Genomic DNA, 15,736 nt, shown 5'->3' on the forward strand with positions numbered 1-15,736 from the left:
GTCACAACGACTCCTGTAGTCTAGGTCTGGTATAAGACTATCTTACTTAAGTACAGTAACCAAGTCTCTTCTCCATCCGCTCGATGAGCGAGGAAACCGCAATGGACCACACCGACGACGCCGCGCAGGGACCGCTTGCCGGGCTGCGCGTGATCGAACTGGCCAGCTACATCGCCGCACCGCTCGGCGGGATGACCCTCGCCCAGCTCGGCGCCGACGTCCTGCGCGTCGACCCGATCGGCGGCACACCCGACCGGCGGCGCCGGCCGCTCGCGCCCAGCGGGGTCAGCCTGTACTGGAGCGGCCTCAACAAAGGCAAGCGCTCCATCGCCCTGGACCTGCGCACCGAGGCGGGCCGGGACTTGCTCGCCGACCTGGTCGGCTCCGGCGGCCCCGAGGCCGGCATCGTGCTCACCAACGCCGGCGGGCGGGCCGGGCAGCGCTACGACGACCTGCGCACGGTCCGCGACGACCTGATCTACGTGGAGGTCACCGGCGCGCGGGACGGCCGCGGATCCGTCGACTACACCGCCGACGCCACCGCCGGGTTCCCGCTCGCCACCGGCACCGCCGACACCACCACCCCGACCGGGCACGTCCTGCCGGCCTGGGACGTGGCCTGCGGGCTCTACGCCACGACCGGGCTGCTCGCCGCGCACCGTGCCCGCCGGGAGACCGGCCGCGGCGCGCACCTCGTCGTGTCGCTCGACGACGTGGCCCTGGCCACCGCCGGGAACCTCGGCTACCTCGCCGAGGCCGAGGTGTGCGGCGCAGACCGGCCACGGATCGGCAACGCCGTCTACGGCACGTACGGGCACGCGTTCGCCACCCGCGACGGGTACGTGATGATCGTCGCGCTGACCGCCCGGCACTGGCGCGACCTGCTCGACGCGACCGGGCTGACCGCGGCCGTCGCGGCGGTGGAGACCGCGCTCGGCGCCGACTTCACCCAGGAGGAGCAGCGGTACGGTCACCAGCGGCTGCTGGACGCGCTGCTGGAGCCGTGGTTCGCGGCCCGGGACACCGACGGCGTCGAGGCGGCGCTGCGCCCGGCGTCGGTGCTGTGGTCGCGGTTCCGCACCTTCCGTGACATCGTCACCACCGGACGGGCCGGCCTGCTCGCCGGCGGCGTCTTCGACGTGCTCGACCAGCCGGGCCTCGGCCCGCACCTGGCGCCCGGGTCGCCGCTGACCGGCGGGCCTGACGGCCGCACCCTCGGCGGGCCGCGGCCGGCCCCCGGCCTCGGCGAGCACACCCGCGCCGTGCTCACCGAGCTCGGCCGCGACCGGGCCACCATCGACACCCTGTTCGCCGGCGGCATCGTCGCCTGACTGAGTGAGGAGACCGGCTCGATGCTCGACGCCGTCATCTGCGCACCGCTGCGCACCCCGATCGGCCGGTTCGGCGGCGTGCTGCGCGCCGTGACCGCCGCAGAACTCGCCGCCACCGTCATCCGCGCCATCGTCGAACGCACCGGCCTGGACCCAGCCGCCGTCGACGACGTCATCCTCGGCCAGTGCAACCCCAGCGGCGAGGCACCCGCGATCGGCCGGGTCGCGGCGCTGGACGCCGGGCTCCCCGTCACCGCCGGCGGCACCCAGGTCGACCGCCGCTGCGGCTCCGGCCTGCAGGCCGTCCTCACCGCCGCGATGCAGGTGCAGACCGGGGTCAGCGACCTGGTCCTCGCCGGCGGCGCGGAGAGCATGAGCCAGGTCGAGCACTACGCCCCCGGGCTGCGCTGGGGCGCAGGTGAGCAGGTCGGGCTGCTGGACCGGCTGGCCCGCGCCCGCACCACCGCCGGCGGCCGCGACCACCCCGTCCCGGGCGGGATGGTGGAGACCGCGGAGAACCTGCGCCGGCGGTACGACATCCCCCGCGGCGAGCAGGACGAGCTGGCCCTCGAATCGCACCGCCGGGCCGTCGCCGCGCAGGACGCCGGCGTGTTCGCCGCCGAGATCGTGCCGGTGACCGTGCCCGCGAAGGGCGGCCCGCAGACCGTCGACACCGACGAGCACCCGCGCCGCGACAGCACCCTCGAGGCGCTCGCCCGGCTGCGACCGGTCATGGGGCGGGACGACCCCGCGGCGACGGTCACCGCCGGCAACTCCAGCGGGCAGAACGACGGCGCCGCCGTCTGCGTCGTGACCACCCCGCGGCGCGCCGCCGAGCTCGGCCTCACGCCCCTCGTCCGGCTCGCCGGCTGGTCCCTGGCCGGGGTCGCACCGGAAACCATGGGCCTCGGGCCGGTGCCCGCCACCCGGCGGCTGCTCCACCGGCACGGGCTCACCCTCGCCGACGTCGACGTGATCGAGCTCAACGAGGCGTTCGCCGCGCAGGTCCTCGCCGTCACCCGGGAATGGGACCTCGCGCCGGGCGACTTCGCCCGGCTCAACGTGCACGGCTCCGGCATCGCGCTCGGCCACCCGGTCGGCGCCACCGGCGCCCGGATCCTCACCACCCTCGCGTACGAGCTGCACCGCCGGGAGGCCCGCTACGGCCTGGAGACGATGTGCATCGGCGGCGGGCAGGGCCTGGCCGCGCTGTTCGAGCGGGTGGCACCGTGACCGTCCTGCTCGACGTCGACGGGCCGGTCGCCCGGATCACGCTCAACCGTCCCGACCGCGGCAACGCCGTCACCTACGAGCTCGCCGCCCAGCTGCACTCGGTGGTCGCCGCGGTGGCGGACCGCCGGGACGTGCGGGTCGTCGTGCTGACCGGCGCCGGGCGGCACTTCTGCGTCGGCGGCGACCTGTCCGGCGACGCGTTCGCCACGGCCCGCCGCGACCTGCCCCTCGACGACGACATCGCCGCCCAGGTGCAGCGCGGGCGGCTCGCCGAGCGGATCCGGGCGCTGCCGCAGGTGAGCATCGCGGCGGTCAACGGCGGCTGCGCCGGCGCCGGGCTGGCCCTGGCCCTGGCCTGCGACCTGCGGGTCGGCGCCGAGCACGCGGTACTGCGCACCGCCTACCTGGACGCCGGGGTCAGCGGCGACTACGGCATCACCTGGCTGCTGCCCACCCTGCTCGGCGAGGCCCGCGCGCGGGAGCTGATGCTGCTGCCCGACAAGCTCGACGCGGCCACCGCGCTGCGCCTCGGCCTGCTGACCCGGGTCGTGCCGGACCTCGAAGCGGCCGTCGACGAGCTCGCGCGGCGGTGCGCGGCGAAGGCGCCCCTGGCCGTGGCGGCGATCAAGCAGAACCTCGCCGGGGCGGCCGGGGCGACGCTCGGCCAGCACCTGGTGGCCGAGGCGCGGCGGCAGGTCTCCACCGCCCGGTCGCAGGACGCCGCTGAGGCGGCCGCCGCGTTCCTCGCGAAGCGGCCGCCCGACTTCAACGGACTATGAGCGGGCGCGGCGGGTCCGGTCCGTCATCGAGAACCGCAGGCGGGCCATCATGTTCTCCACCTCGGGGTCCCGGCCCGCCTGCGTGAACAGGTCCGGGACCGCCGCGCCGAGCTCGTCCTGGGTCCAGCGGCGCTCGCCGTTGCGGACGAAGGCGACGCTGGTGAACGGCTCGTACAGCTCGACCACGTCGCCCTGCACGCCGAACACCTTGCCGGAGATCGTGCCGGCCGCGTCGCCGCACAGGAACGCCACCATCGGCGCCACGTTGTCCGGTGCCCAGAAGTCCCAGCCCTCGGAGCCGTCGCCGATCTCGCCGTACGCACCGGCGGTCATCCTGGTGCGGGCCGCGGGACACACGACGTTGCTGACCACGTTGTAGCGGGCCATCTCCTGCGCGACGATCGAGGACATCGCGACGATCCCGGCCTTCGCCGCGCCGTAGTTGGCCTGGCCGAAGTTGCCCAGCAGGCCGGCGGTCGACGCGGTGCCGACCAGCCGGCCCGGTGCGCCGTTGTCGCGCCAGTGCACGCAGGCGGCGTGCGCGACCGCGTAGTGCCCGCGCAGGTGCACCCGGATGACGTCGTCCCACTCCTGCGCCGACATCTTCACGAACGTGCGGTCCCGGAGGAACCCGGCGTTGTTGACGACCGCGTCGAGCCGGCCGAACGTGTCCACGGCCGCGGCGACGATCGCGTCGGCGACCTCGATCTCGGCGACGTCCCCGACGACGAGGGTCGCCTGCCCGCCGCCGGCGCGGATCTCCTCCACGACGGCGGCGCCGGCGGTCTCGTCGAACTCGGCGACGACGACACTGCCGCCGAGCGCGGCGACCTCGAGGGCCTCGCACCTGCCGAGGCCGTGCCCGGCGCCCGTGATCGCGACAACCTTGCCCACCAGGGTCATGCCGCCACCTTCCGCTTCGCTCCAGGCGTCTGCCTGACCTCGAACTGACCACCCGGTGAGCGGCCCGAGACGCTCCGCTGCCCGCTCACGCCAATACCTCCGGGTACTCGTCCGCGAGAAGGCCCTGCTGGACCGCCGCGATGGTCTCCTTCATGCCGAGCTCGGTGCGGCGGGCGGCGATGAACTCCGCGCCCGGCGCCTGGTGCGCGACCGCGGAGAACTCCGCGCCCGCCAGGACCGCCTCCCGGAAGCCCTGCATGTTCATCGTGCGGTTCAGCGCGTACTTCTTGACCGCGAGGACGTCGCTCGGCGTGTTCGCGACCTTCATGGCGAGGTCGTGCACCGCGCCGGCGAGGGTGTCCGCCGGCACCACCTTGTTGGCCCAGCCCAGCTCGACGGCCTCCGCGGCGGTGAACCGGCTGCCGGCGATGTAGGACAGCTCGCGGGCCTTCTTCGGGCCGACGAACCAGCTCGCCACCGGCGAGAGCAGCCCACCGCCGACCGGCAGCTGCGGCCAGCCGATGACCGCGTCGTCGGCGACGACCGTCAGGTCGCACATCACCGCCATCACGGTCGCGGTGCCCAGGCAGTACCCCTGCACCGCGCTGACCACCGGCTTCGGGGAGTCCCAGATCCGCAGCCAGCGGGCCAGGCTGACGCGCTGCTTCTGCCAGTCGGTGTACGACGAGCGCTGCGACGACGCCGCCCGGCCGGGGCCGGACATGTCGCCGCCGGTGCTGAACGCGCGGCCGGTGGAGCAGACCACGACGACCCGCACGTCCGGGTCGGCCTCGTGCGCGGTGAGCCCGGCGACGAACCCGTCGAGCATCTCCTGGTTGAGCGCGTTGAGCTTGTCGGGCCGGTTGAACCGCAGGTAGCCGACCCGGTCCTTGGAGAAGACCTCCAGCAGCTCCGTCATTCGGCACCGCCCGCGGCGAGCGCGGCCGAGACCACGCGGTGCGCCTGGGTGACGTGCCGCAGCGACCAGTGCAGGTCGCATTCCCAGGTGTAGCCGATGCCGCCGTACACCTGGATCGCCCGCTCGACGACCGACGCGCACATCTGCAGGACGTACGGCGCGGACCCGAGCGCCGAGGGGTCGTTGCTGAACCAGGTGTAGCCGCTGCGGGCCAGCTCGACGTCGCGGTGCATGTCGGCGAGCGTGTGCTTGACCGCCTGGAACGAGCCGATCGCCCGGCCGAACTGGAAGCGGGTCTTGGCGTAGTCGACGGTGTCCTGCAGCGCCTTGTCGGTGGCGCCGACGGCCTCTGCGGTGAGCAGCAGCGCGAAGTCCCGCAGCGCGCCGGGGTGCGCGGCCGGCGCGGGCGCGGTGTCGGACCGGCCGACCGGCAGCGACGGCGCGTAGTCGTCGACGGCGGCGTCGGTGGACGACGGGTACGGCAGCAGGAACCGCCCGTGCTCCGGCACGACCACGGTCAGCGGCGTGCCGGCGGAGGGCCGGTCCACCTGCCAGCGCCGCACCGCGAGGGTGCTCAGCAGCGGCAGGCCGACCATCGAGCGGCCCCACGCCTCGGCCATCACGCACAGGTCGAGCAGGCCGACCTCGCCGTCGGCGCCGGGGGTGTCGCCGTCGGCGATCTCCGTCCAGCCGCCGGCGACCAGTTCCCGCCACAGCTGCGGCGGTGCCCAGCGTTCGTCGCCGGCGGTGCCTTCCACGGCCATCTGCCCGACGGCCTCGGTGACCTCCAGGCCCAGCGGGCTGGGCAGGTACGTCGTGCTCACGCCTTCGAGCTCCCTTCGCGTGGCAGGCCGAGGACCCGCTCCCCGATGATGTTGCGCTGGATCTCCGAGGTGCCCGACACGATCGTCGAGGCGCGATGGAACAGCAGGCGCATGCGGTACAGGTCGGTGTGCTGCGGGCAGCCGGCGAACGCGGCCAGGTGCACCATCTCCTGCACGGTCTCGCTCCAGGTCACCTTCAGCACCGAGCTGGACCGCGGCGACGGGTCGCCGCCGGCCATCTTCTCCAGCGAGCGCATCATCTGCCAGCGCAGCAGCTCGACCCGGGTGGTGAACTCGGGCAGCCGGGCCGCGATCGCCGGTGAGTGCTCGGCGCAGTGCTCGTTGAACAGCCGCAGGTAGCCGTGCAGCTGGTTGAGCGCGATCGCGCCGAAGCCGACGCCGCGCTCGTGCGTGAGGATCGTGCCGGACACCGCCCAGCCCTCGTCCTCGGCGCCGACGAGCAGGTCGGTGCCGGTCTCCGCGCCGTCGAAGAAGACCTCGTTGAACTCGTGGGTGCCGGTGATGTTGATCAGCGGCCGCACCTCGATGCCGGGCTGGCGCATCGGCACGAGCATCAGCGACAGGCCGCGGCTGCGGGAGTCGGCGGCGCCGGTACGGGCCAGCAGCAGGCACCAGTCGGAGAAGTTGGCGTAGGTGGTCCACACCTTCTGCCCCTGGATGCGGTAGACGTCGCCGTCGCGGACCGCGCGGGTGTGCAGCGAGGCGAGGTCGGAGCCGGCGCCCGGCTCGGAGAAGCCCTGGCACCACAGCTCCTCGCCCTTGAGGATGGCCGGCAGGAAGCGGGCGCACATCTCGGGCGTGCCGTGGTGCATGATGGCCGGCCCGGCGAGCAGCCGGCCGACCCGGCCGAGCCCTTCGGGGGCGTCCATCCGGGCGGCGATGTCGTTGAACGTGAAGTCCTCGATGACGCCGAGACCGCGCCCGCCGAACTGCTCGGGCCACGACAGCCCGGCGTAGCCCGCGTCGAAGAGCTGCCGGTCCCAGTCCCGGCGGATCTCGATCTCCTCGTCCATCGTGAGCTCGTCGCGGCGCGCGCGCCATTCGGCGGGGATCGCGGTGGTCAGCCACGCCGTCACCTCGCGGCGGAACTCCTCCACCGCGGGGTCGGCGAATGATCTTGCCGGCACTCCTGCCACCTCCTGCTTCAGCTGTCCCAGCCCAGGCGGCGCAGCAGCGCCCCGCCCATCACCAGGTCGAGGTCGTCGCCCTTGAGGAAGGGCAGTTCGTCGGTGAACATCGCGGCCGCCTCGGCGTAGGTGCACGGCAGGCGGGTCGCGTCGGTGCCCCAGAACATGCGCTGCGGGCCGAACGCGTCGAAGACGCGCTCGAGTCGCGGGATCATGCTCGTGTACGGGTAGGGATCGTCCGTCGCGCACGGGACCGCCGACGCCTTCACGGACACGTTGGGGTGCACGGCCAGGGTGATCAGCGCGTCGAGGACGGGGTCGACGGCGGCGTCCTTGTCGTCGACGAACAGCCCGAGGTGGTCGACGATGAGGTTGAGGCCGGGGTGGGCGGCGGCGATCGGGCCGAGCTTCTCCAGCTGCTGCGGCGCCCACACCATGACCGGCAGGCCCTGCCGCTCGGCGACGGGCCAGAACCAGTCGGCGGTGCCGTCGTCGAGCCAGGAGACCTTGTGCCACGGCGGGAACGCGACCCGCACGGCGACGATCTCGGCGCTGGGCCAGGCGGTGACCTGCTCCCGCGCCTCGGGCTTGTCCAGGGCGAGGTGCGCGGTGGTGCGGAACCGGTCCGGGTGCGCGGCGACCGCGTCGAGGCTGATCTGCATGGCGCCGGGGAACGGTGGCACGAGCACCGCGCGGTCGATGCCGGCGGCGTCCATGTCGGCGAGGATCTGCGCCAGCGGGATGACTCGCTGGCCGAACTTCGCCGCCCGTTCCTCGTGGCCGGCGGGGAAGAGATGGATCTGGCTGTCACAGGTGCGCATTGCCCGCCACTTCCGTTTCTCGGTGCTGGATCGCTGTCGCCGCGGCGGCGACGAGCGCGAGGCCGTTGGTGCGGGTCTGCTCCGGCGTGGCGCCGGTGGTCAGCTGCAGCACCAGTTCGTCGATGCCGGCCGCGGCGAAGCGCTGCGCGGTGGCGGTGATCTGCTCGGCGCACGAGTCCTCGTCGCCGGCGACCGAGTAGGCGGCCACCATCTCGTCGGGGACGAGCCGGGCGACCGGCGCCCAGTCCTTGAACCGCAGCTCGGCGGCCAGGTCCCGGATCCGCACCGCCACGTCCTCCCACCCGGTGCCGGCCAGGACCGGGTGGTAGCTCGGGGTGGAGAAGTAGAACGCCAGCTGGCGGCGGACCGCGTCGGCGGCGGCGACCGGGTCTGGGTCGACGACGCAGATCTTCCACGCGGCGATCGACACGCCCGGCGACAGCGCCGGGGTGACCACGTCCCGCAGGTAGGACGGTGCGGTCGCGAGGCTGTGCAGGGCGATCCCGTCGCAGGAGCGGGCCGCGGCGCGCAGCATCGCCGGGTTGAGCGCCGCCGCGTACAGCCGCACCCCCCGCCTTGTCGCGAGGTCCTGCGGCAGTTCGAGCTGCGGGAAGTCGCACTGGTAGAAGCGGCCCTCGAAGCGCAGCCCGCCGGTGCTGTGCAGCGCGGCCCGGACCAGGGTCGCGTATTCGGCGGTCCGCGGCGCGGGATGGTCGTAGCCGGGCACGTCGAAGCGTTTCGTCCGCACCCCGCGGGTGCCGGCGCCGAGGCCGAGGGTGAAGCGGCCACCGCTGAGCTCGGCGAGGTCAGCGGCGGCCATCGCCACGGCCAGGGGCGCCCGGGTGAACGAGTAGGCGATGCCGGTGCCGACGCCGATCCGGTCGGTGTGCGCGAGGAGGTGCCCGGCGCGGGTCAGGCCGTCACCGCCGAAGCCCTCGGTCGTCCACACCCGGTCCAGACCGGCGGTCTCCGCGGCGCGGGTGATGTCCAGCAGCGGGCCGAGGTGGCTGGTGGCCAGGGCCACCGAGATGCGGGGGGCCATCACCGCACCGGCAGCAGCACGATGTCGAGCACCTGCGGTCCCACCGTGGCGTCGACCATGACGGGGTTGAGCTCGACCATCGACCAGTCCCGCAGCCGCCCCTCGGTGAACTCGGCGGCCAGCCGGGTGACGAGGTCGACGGTGGCGGCGCGTTGCGCGGCGGGCACCGGCAGCCGCTCCAGCGCGGCGGCCACGTCGTCGGCGGTGGCGGGCAACGCGACGAGCGACGAGTCGTCCTTGCTCTCCACGTCGCCGCCGCCGCTGCCGACGATGAGGTACGGGCCGTACCACGGGTCGCGGTTGAGGGCGACGAACAGCTCCACGCCGGTGCCGGTCTCCTCGACGAGCACGCCGCGGACGCCGGGCAGGCCGGCACCGGCCGCGGAGGCGAGGACCCGCCGGGCGGCCGCCTCCGTCTCCTGTGGACTGTCGCAGCCGAGGACGACCCCGCCGACCTTCACCTTGTGCAGCAACCCGTCCGCGACGATCTTCACCACGTGCGGGTAGGCCAGGCCGGTCACCGCCGCGCCGACGGCACCGTCGGTGTCGACCTCGGCGGCCGGCACGAACGCCGCCTTCGGCATCGGCACCCCGATCGCGTCGAGCAGGTCGCGGGCGGTCCGGCCGTCCGGGGCGTCGCCGAGGACGTCGGCGGCCCGCACCGGTCCGGTCGCGGCGGGCTCGGCCGCCTGCGGCGGGTAGAGCCGGGCGAGCATCCGGGCGGTGGTGCCGATGCCGCGCACCAGCAGGGTCTCCGGGTGCCGGGCGCGGAACTCCTCCGCCCAGCCGGTCCAGGCGAAGGTGTTCAGCGTCGACACGATCGTCGGGGTACCGGCGGCGGCGCCGAGGTCCGCGTAACGGTCCAGCGAGCGGCGGTGCACCATGCGTTCGTCGTCCGCGTCCGGGAACGTCAGCGCGTACGGGATGACCACGGCGCGCACGGCCGGGTCGGCGTACACCGCGTGGAAGGCGGCGGTCACCTCCTCGTACGGCTTCGGCGAGGCGGTCAGGTCGATCGGGTTGCTCACGTAGGCGCCGTCGGGGGCGACCGACCGCAGCGCCGCGGTCGTCGCGTCGCCGAACACGGCCAGCCCAACGCCTTCGGCGGTGAGCAGGTCGGCGGTGAGCGCCGCGGCGCCGCCGGACGTCTCGATGACCGCGACCCCGGACCCGGCGGTGGCCGGTTTCGTGGCGGCCCGGCGGCTCAGGTAGTCGGCGATCGAGGCGGCCCGGGTCAGCTCCTCCATGGTGCGCACCCGGATGACGCCGTGCGCGGCGAGGACCTCGTCGACGAGCCGGTCCGGCCCGGCAAGGGCGGCGGTGTGCGAGCGGGCGATGGCCGCGCCGATCGCCGAGCCGCCGGACTTCGCGAGGACGATCGTGACGCCGCGCTCGCGGGCCCGGGTCAGGGTGCGTTCGAGCCGGGCCCGGTCCCCGCCGAACGACTCCAGGTAGGCGGCGATGACGGTGGTGGTGTCCCGGTCGAGCATCACCTCCATCGCGTCGACCGGGTCGAAGACCGCGCCGTTGCCGATCGACACGACCAGGTCGGCGCCGGCCCCGTCCTCGGCCAGCCCGCCGAGGATGGTGCAGGTGAGCGAGCCGCTCTGCGACACCACGGAGACACCGCCGGGCCGCAGGCCGGCCGGGATCGGCGCGCCGAGCGGCACGATCCCGGCGCGGAAGTCGGCGAACCCGACGCCGTTGGGTCCGTACAGCCGGCTGCCGGTGCCGCTGACCAGCTCGACCAGCTGCTGCTGCAGCGCGATGCCCTCGGCGGTGCCGCGTTCGGCGTACCCGTCGGAGATGAGCACGATGTGCGGCACCTTCATCTCCACCGCCTGCGCGACGACCGCGTTGGCGACGCCGGAGTTGACGATCAGCACCGCCACGTCCGGGGTCCGCGGCACGTCGCCGAGGTCGGCGACCGTCGGCAGGTCCCGCACCTGGGGCCGGGTGCGGCTGACCGGCCAGATGTCCACGTCGCCGAAGGTGCGCAGGTTGTCGAAGAGCAGGTAGGTCCAGAGGCTCGCGTCGCGGGCCCCGACGATCGCGACACCGGGTCGTTCTGCGGTGGGTCCGGTACTCATATGGGTCAGCTCCGATCGCGGTTCATGACGGCGTCGACCAGCACCGGGCGGCGCTCCTCGCGGACGATGCGCGCCGCGCGGGCGAGCGTCGCCGGGAGGTCGGCCGCGTCGGTGACCGGGCCGAGACCCTCGACGCCCTGCGCGCGGGCGAGGGTGGCGAAGTCGACGTCGGGGTCGGTGATGTCGATGCCCACGGCGACGTCCGTGGCACGGCCGCGCTGGTGGCCGATCTCGCTCTGGTGCATCCGGTCCTGGTTGTACGTGCGGTTGTTGGCCATCACCACGAGCAGCGGCAGCCGCTCGCGGGCGGCGGTCCACAGCGCCTGCGGGGTGTAGAGGAAGTCGCCGTCGGGCTGGATGTCCACGACGAGCGTGTCGTCGTCGCGGTGGGCGAGCGCGGCGCCGAGTGCGGCGGGGACGCCGTAACCGAGCCCGCCGCCGCCGGAGACGCCGAGGTAGCAGTTGAACTCGTCCATGTCGAACGCCCGGCGGGAGTTGCCGTACAGCGCGCCGAACGCCAGCTGCCACGGCCCGCCGGACACCGCCTCGAACGTCTCGGCCGCCAGCCGGGCCGGGCCGAACGCGCCCGGTCCCCGGTCCAGGGCGGCGCGGAACTGCGCCGGGGTCCGCGCGGCGGCACGCATCGCGGCGATCCGTTCGCCGCGGTCGACCTCGATGGCGGCGACCATCTCCGCGAGCCGGGGCAGGGCGAGGCCGGCGTCGCCGGTGAGGACCGTCTCGATCCGGTCCCAGGCGGCGGCGGACCGGTCGACGGGCGCCCGTTCGAGCAGCGCCGCGCCGGAGAGCACGAAGACCCGCGCGCCGGACCGGGGCAGCCACGTGAAGTCGCGGTTGGCCACGTCGGTGCGGCCGAGCGCGAAGTACGGGTCCCGCACGTCGACGGCGAGGACCACGTCGGCCTCGGCGAGCTCGGCGTGGTGCCGCCAGGTGCGGTCGGCCCAGTGGGTGTTGGGGAAGTTGTGCCGGGCGCCGAGGTCGACGACGCCCGCGCCGAGCCGTTCGGCGAGGTCGATCAGCGCCCGGTACGCGGCCTCGCTGCGCCCCGCGGTGTCGGCGAGGATCAGCGGGTGCGCGGCGCCGGCGAGGGCCTCGGCGATCGGCAGCAGGTCGCTGTCGGCGACCGTCGGGGTGCTGTGCCTGGCCAGGGCGGTCGCCGGCGACCACAGCGGGTTGCGGGGGTCGCCGGTGACCTGGTCTTCCTGCAGCCCGGCGTCCAGCGCCACGTAGACCGGTGCCTGCGGGTAGGCGGTGGTGATCTGGTGGGCACGGGCGAGGCTGTGCACGGCGGCGTCGAGGCTGGCCGGCTGGTCGTCCCACTTGGTGTAGGGGCGCACGGCGGCGGCCTGGTCGCGGGAGGCGTGGATCCAGTCGATCCACGGGCGGCGGCGGGCCGCGTCGGCGGGGCCGCTGCCGCCGACGACGAGCATCGGCACCAGGTCGAGGAACGCGTTGAACAGGGCCATCGACCCGGTCTGCAGGCCGACGAGGTTGTGCAGCGCGACGCCCATCGGCCGGCCGGTCGCCTTGGCGTAGCCGTGCGCCATGCCGACGGCCACGTTCTCGTGCAGGGTCAGCACCATCTCGGGCGCGCCGGCGTGCACGAGCGACTCGTGCAGCCCGCGCAGGGTGGCGCCGGGGTTGATGGCGAGGTGCGTGATCCCGAGCCGCGCGAGCACCTGCACCATGACGTCGCTGCCATACGTTCCGCTCATGCCGCCGCCTCCGCTGCGCTCCAGCGTCGGCCCGAGCCAATGCTGTTACATGATTCGCGGCCCGAGCCGCTCCGCTGGCCGCTCATGCCGCCGGTACCGCCGCCGAATAGTGCGACGCGATGGCGCCGGGTGTGGTGAGCCAGATGTCGTCGCGCCGCTCGGCGAGGAGGTCGAGGACCCGGCGCAGCGCGTGCAGCCGGTGCGGCTGGCCGGCGGTGAAGGGGTGCAGCGACAGCGCGTAGACCAGGGGCGTGCGTTCCGCCTGGCGGAGCATCTCGGTGAGGTGGTCGTGGGCGATGTCGGCGAACTCGCGCCCGGTGTGCCCGCGGGACAGCACCTGCGGGTAGTCGTTCGTCTCGAGGGGGTACGGCACGTTGAGCAGCGGCCCGCCGCGGGTGCTCAGCCACACCGGCTGGTCGTCGATCGGCCAGTCGAGCGTGTAGCTGTAGCCGGCCTCGGCGAGCAGATCGGGGGTGTGCGCGCTCTGCGTGGCGCCGGGCGACATCCAGCCCGCGGGCCGGGCGCCGAACGCCTCGGTGAGCAGTGCCGTCGACTCGTCGATGAGGGTGCGTTCCTCGTCCTGTGCCATGCCGCCCTGCAGTTCGGAGTTGGTGCGGCCGTGCCCGACGATCTCGCCGCCGGCGGCCTTCAGCGCGTCGGCGACCGCCGGGTACAGCTCCGGGACCCAGGCGTTGAGCAGGAACGCGGCCGGCAGGTCCCGTTCGGCGAGCTCGTCGAGGAGGCGCCAGAGGCCGACCCGGATGCCGTAGTCGCGCCAGCCGTAGCGGCGGTGCTCGCTGTTGGGCGGGTCCATGCCGGGGGTGAGGGTGGCACCGCCGCCGCCGTAGGCGAAGCACTCGACGTTGATCGCGATGTAGGCGCTGAGCCCGGTGCCGTGCGGCCAGGTGAACGCGGGCCGGTCGGTGATGGGGCGGAACGGGTATCGGCCGGAGTCAGGCAGCCGCACGGAACGGTCCCTTCTCGGCCCGCGCGACGCAGTCGTGGGCCTCGTCGATGCCGATGACGTCGGCGTACTTCTGGTCCAGGTCGAACAGGTTCATCCAGTGCGACGCCTCGATCCGGTCGAAGGTCAGCTCCCGCACGACGCCGACGCGGTAGTTGAGCGAGAACGCGTCGAGGACCGAGGCCCGGATGCAGCCGCTGGTGACGCCGCCGCCGACGAGGAGCGAGTCGACGCCCCAGTCGGTGAGGTAGGCCGACAGCGGGGTGCCGAAGAACGCGCTGGGCTTCTCCTTGTCCAGGACCACGTCGGTGGGGTGCGGCGCGATCTCGTCGACGATGTCGAAGGCGCGCGGTGCCGGGCGCATGTCCTCCCGGCCGCGGCGGTTCTTGTCCAGCCAGCGGCCCCGGTTGAGCCCGTCGGGGCGGGGGCGCACCGGCCGGGTGTAGACGACCGGCAGGCCCTGCTCCCGGGCGGCGGCGGCGAGGCCCTGCATGGCCTGGACCGACTGCCAGGCGGCCGGGCCGCAGGAGTTGCGGTAGATCGCGAGGGACTCGGCCTCGCTCAGCTCCGGGTCACCGCAGAACAGGTAGGTGGCGTCGATGAGCAGCAGGGCGACCTTGCTGCCGAGCCCCATTCTCGCGCCGTAGCCGGCCTGGGCGGCGATCTCCCGGTCGTGTTCGGTCAGAAACCGGTCCCACCCGCTCATATGTCCTCCGCCGCGCTCAAGGTCGTTGCACCATATCACTTACTCAAGTGAACTACTAAGGTTAAGTTTCTCACCTGAGGCGGTCAGACGCCGCCGCGCTCCACCAGCTGGCGGGCGATCACGTTGCGCTGGATCTCGTTCGTGCCCTCGCCGACGATCATCAGCGGGGCGTCGCGGAAGTACCGCTCGACGTCGAACTCGGTGGAGTAGCCGTACCCGCCGTGCACCCGCACCGCGTCCAGCGCGATCTGCATCGCCGTCTCCGAGGCGAACAGCTTCGCCATCCCGGCCTCCAGGTCGCAGCGCCGGCCGGCCTCGGCCTGTTCCGCCGCGTACAGCACCAGCTGCCGCGCCGCGGTGAGCCGGGTGGCCATGTCGGCGAGGTAGTTGCCGATCGACTGGTGCTGCCAGATCGGCTTGCCGAACGAGTGCCGCTCCTGCGAGTACCGCAGCGCGTCCTCGAACGCGGCCCGCCCGACGCCGAGGGCCCGGGCGGCCACCTGCAGCCGTCCCGTCTCCAGGCCGGTCATCATCTGCGCGAACCCCTGCCCCTCGACCCCGCCGAGCACCGCGCCCTCTGGCGCCCGGTAGTCGTCGAAGGACAGCTCGCAGCTCTCGACGCCCTTGTAGCCGAGCTTCGGCAGGTCCCGCGACACGGTCAGCCCCGGGCCGTGCTCGACCAGCAGGATGCTCACCCCGCGGTGCTTCGGCACGGCCTGCGGGTCGGTCTTGCAGAGCAGGGCGATGAGCCCCGACCGGCGCGCGTTGGTGATCCACGTCTTCGCGCCGTTGACGACGTACCCGTCGCCGTCGCGGCGCGCCGTGGTCGTCATCGCCTGCAGGTCGGACCCGCCGCCGGGCTCGGTCAGCGCCATCGTCGCCCGGATCTCGCCGGAGGCCATCGCCGGCAGGTAGCGCCGCCGCTGCTCCGGGGTGCCGAACGCCAGCAGCAGCTTCGCCACCACCGTGTGCCCGCCCATCGCGCCGGCCAGGCTCATCCAGCCCCGGGCCAGTTCCTCGGTCACCCGCACGTAGCAGCCCATCGACACCCGGTTGCCGCCGTACGTGTCGGGGATCGCGAGCCCGAAGATCCCCATCTCCTTCATCGTGTCGATGAGCTTTTCGGGGTACTCGTTCGCGTGCTCCAGGTCGCGGGCGACCGGGCGCACGTCCCGGTCGACGAAGTCCCGCACCAGGTCGACCACGGCGCGTTCCTCGGCACTGAGGTCCGCCACTACGCCAC

Annotated in this window: 14 protein-coding genes; 3 read left to right on the forward strand and 11 right to left on the reverse strand. The window is 73.7% G+C overall.

Annotated elements, in window-relative coordinates:
- Positions 1 to 83 precede the first annotated feature (83 nt).
- From ACZ6TV_RS27435 to ACZ6TV_RS27445, 3 genes are read left to right on the forward strand one after another with little or no spacing between them, the layout of a single operon-like run.
- On the forward strand, positions 84 to 1,331 hold the full coding sequence (locus tag ACZ6TV_RS27435) for a CoA transferase (RefSeq protein WP_465300146.1): 1,248 nt from the start codon (positions 84 to 86) through the stop codon (positions 1,329 to 1,331).
- Between the two features lie 21 nt (positions 1,332 to 1,352).
- Positions 1,353 to 2,564, forward strand: a complete 1,212-nt coding sequence (locus ACZ6TV_RS27440) for an acetyl-CoA C-acetyltransferase (protein WP_465300147.1) — start codon at positions 1,353 to 1,355, stop codon at positions 2,562 to 2,564.
- Positions 2,561 to 3,343, forward strand: coding sequence for an enoyl-CoA hydratase-related protein (locus ACZ6TV_RS27445; protein ID WP_465300148.1), 783 nt, complete (start codon positions 2,561 to 2,563; stop codon positions 3,341 to 3,343). The genes ACZ6TV_RS27440 and ACZ6TV_RS27445 overlap by 4 nt, the downstream gene beginning before the upstream one ends.
- Here the strand turns inward: ACZ6TV_RS27445 and ACZ6TV_RS27450 are convergent.
- From ACZ6TV_RS27450 to ACZ6TV_RS27500, 11 genes are all read right to left on the reverse strand, one after another.
- A complete protein-coding gene (locus ACZ6TV_RS27450; RefSeq protein WP_465300149.1) occupies positions 3,338 to 4,246 on the reverse strand; it encodes an SDR family NAD(P)-dependent oxidoreductase in 909 nt (302 codons plus the stop codon). The two genes, ACZ6TV_RS27445 and ACZ6TV_RS27450, sit on opposite strands and share 6 nt — an antisense overlap.
- An 85-nt stretch (positions 4,247 to 4,331) precedes the next feature.
- Entirely contained in the window at positions 4,332 to 5,165 is an 834-nt protein-coding gene (locus tag ACZ6TV_RS27455) for an enoyl-CoA hydratase/isomerase family protein (RefSeq protein WP_465300150.1), read from the reverse strand.
- Positions 5,162 to 5,989, reverse strand: coding sequence for an acyl-CoA dehydrogenase family protein (locus ACZ6TV_RS27460; RefSeq protein ID WP_465300151.1), 828 nt, complete (start codon positions 5,987 to 5,989; stop codon positions 5,162 to 5,164). Before ACZ6TV_RS27460 ends, ACZ6TV_RS27455 begins: the two co-directional genes overlap by 4 nt.
- Positions 5,986 to 7,137, reverse strand: a complete 1,152-nt coding sequence (locus ACZ6TV_RS27465) for an acyl-CoA dehydrogenase family protein (protein WP_465300152.1) — start codon at positions 7,135 to 7,137, stop codon at positions 5,986 to 5,988. The genes ACZ6TV_RS27460 and ACZ6TV_RS27465 overlap by 4 nt, the downstream gene beginning before the upstream one ends.
- A 17-nt stretch (positions 7,138 to 7,154) precedes the next feature.
- Positions 7,155 to 7,958 (reverse strand): amidohydrolase family protein, encoded by an 804-nt coding sequence (locus tag ACZ6TV_RS27470; protein WP_465300153.1) that lies wholly within the window; start codon positions 7,956 to 7,958, stop codon positions 7,155 to 7,157.
- Positions 7,945 to 9,000 (reverse strand): LLM class flavin-dependent oxidoreductase, encoded by a 1,056-nt coding sequence (locus tag ACZ6TV_RS27475; RefSeq protein ID WP_465300154.1) that lies wholly within the window; start codon positions 8,998 to 9,000, stop codon positions 7,945 to 7,947. Before ACZ6TV_RS27475 ends, ACZ6TV_RS27470 begins: the two co-directional genes overlap by 14 nt.
- On the reverse strand, positions 9,000 to 11,090 hold the full coding sequence (locus tag ACZ6TV_RS27480; protein ID WP_465300155.1) for an acetate--CoA ligase family protein: 2,091 nt from the start codon (positions 11,088 to 11,090) through the stop codon (positions 9,000 to 9,002). The genes ACZ6TV_RS27475 and ACZ6TV_RS27480 overlap by 1 nt, the downstream gene beginning before the upstream one ends.
- Before the next feature lie 5 nt (positions 11,091 to 11,095).
- Positions 11,096 to 12,823, reverse strand: a complete 1,728-nt coding sequence (locus ACZ6TV_RS27485) for a thiamine pyrophosphate-binding protein (protein ID WP_465300156.1) — start codon at positions 12,821 to 12,823, stop codon at positions 11,096 to 11,098.
- 82 nt (positions 12,824 to 12,905) lie between these two features.
- Positions 12,906 to 13,790 carry a polysaccharide deacetylase family protein gene (locus ACZ6TV_RS27490; protein ID WP_465300157.1) on the reverse strand — a complete coding sequence of 295 codons (885 nt, stop codon included), beginning with the start codon at positions 13,788 to 13,790 and terminating at the stop codon, positions 12,906 to 12,908.
- Entirely contained in the window at positions 13,777 to 14,493 is a 717-nt protein-coding gene (locus tag ACZ6TV_RS27495) for an isochorismatase family protein (protein ID WP_465300158.1), read from the reverse strand. Before ACZ6TV_RS27495 ends, ACZ6TV_RS27490 begins: the two co-directional genes overlap by 14 nt.
- A gap of 83 nt (positions 14,494 to 14,576) precedes the next feature.
- The gene (locus ACZ6TV_RS27500; RefSeq protein WP_465300159.1) at positions 14,577 to 15,728 is read right to left on the reverse strand and encodes an acyl-CoA dehydrogenase family protein; all 1,152 of its coding nucleotides are present in this window, start codon (positions 15,726 to 15,728) and stop codon (positions 14,577 to 14,579) included.
- Between the last annotated feature and the right edge of the window lie 8 nt (positions 15,729 to 15,736).

The sequence above is a fragment of the Dactylosporangium sp. NPDC051087 genome (assembly GCF_055586325.1).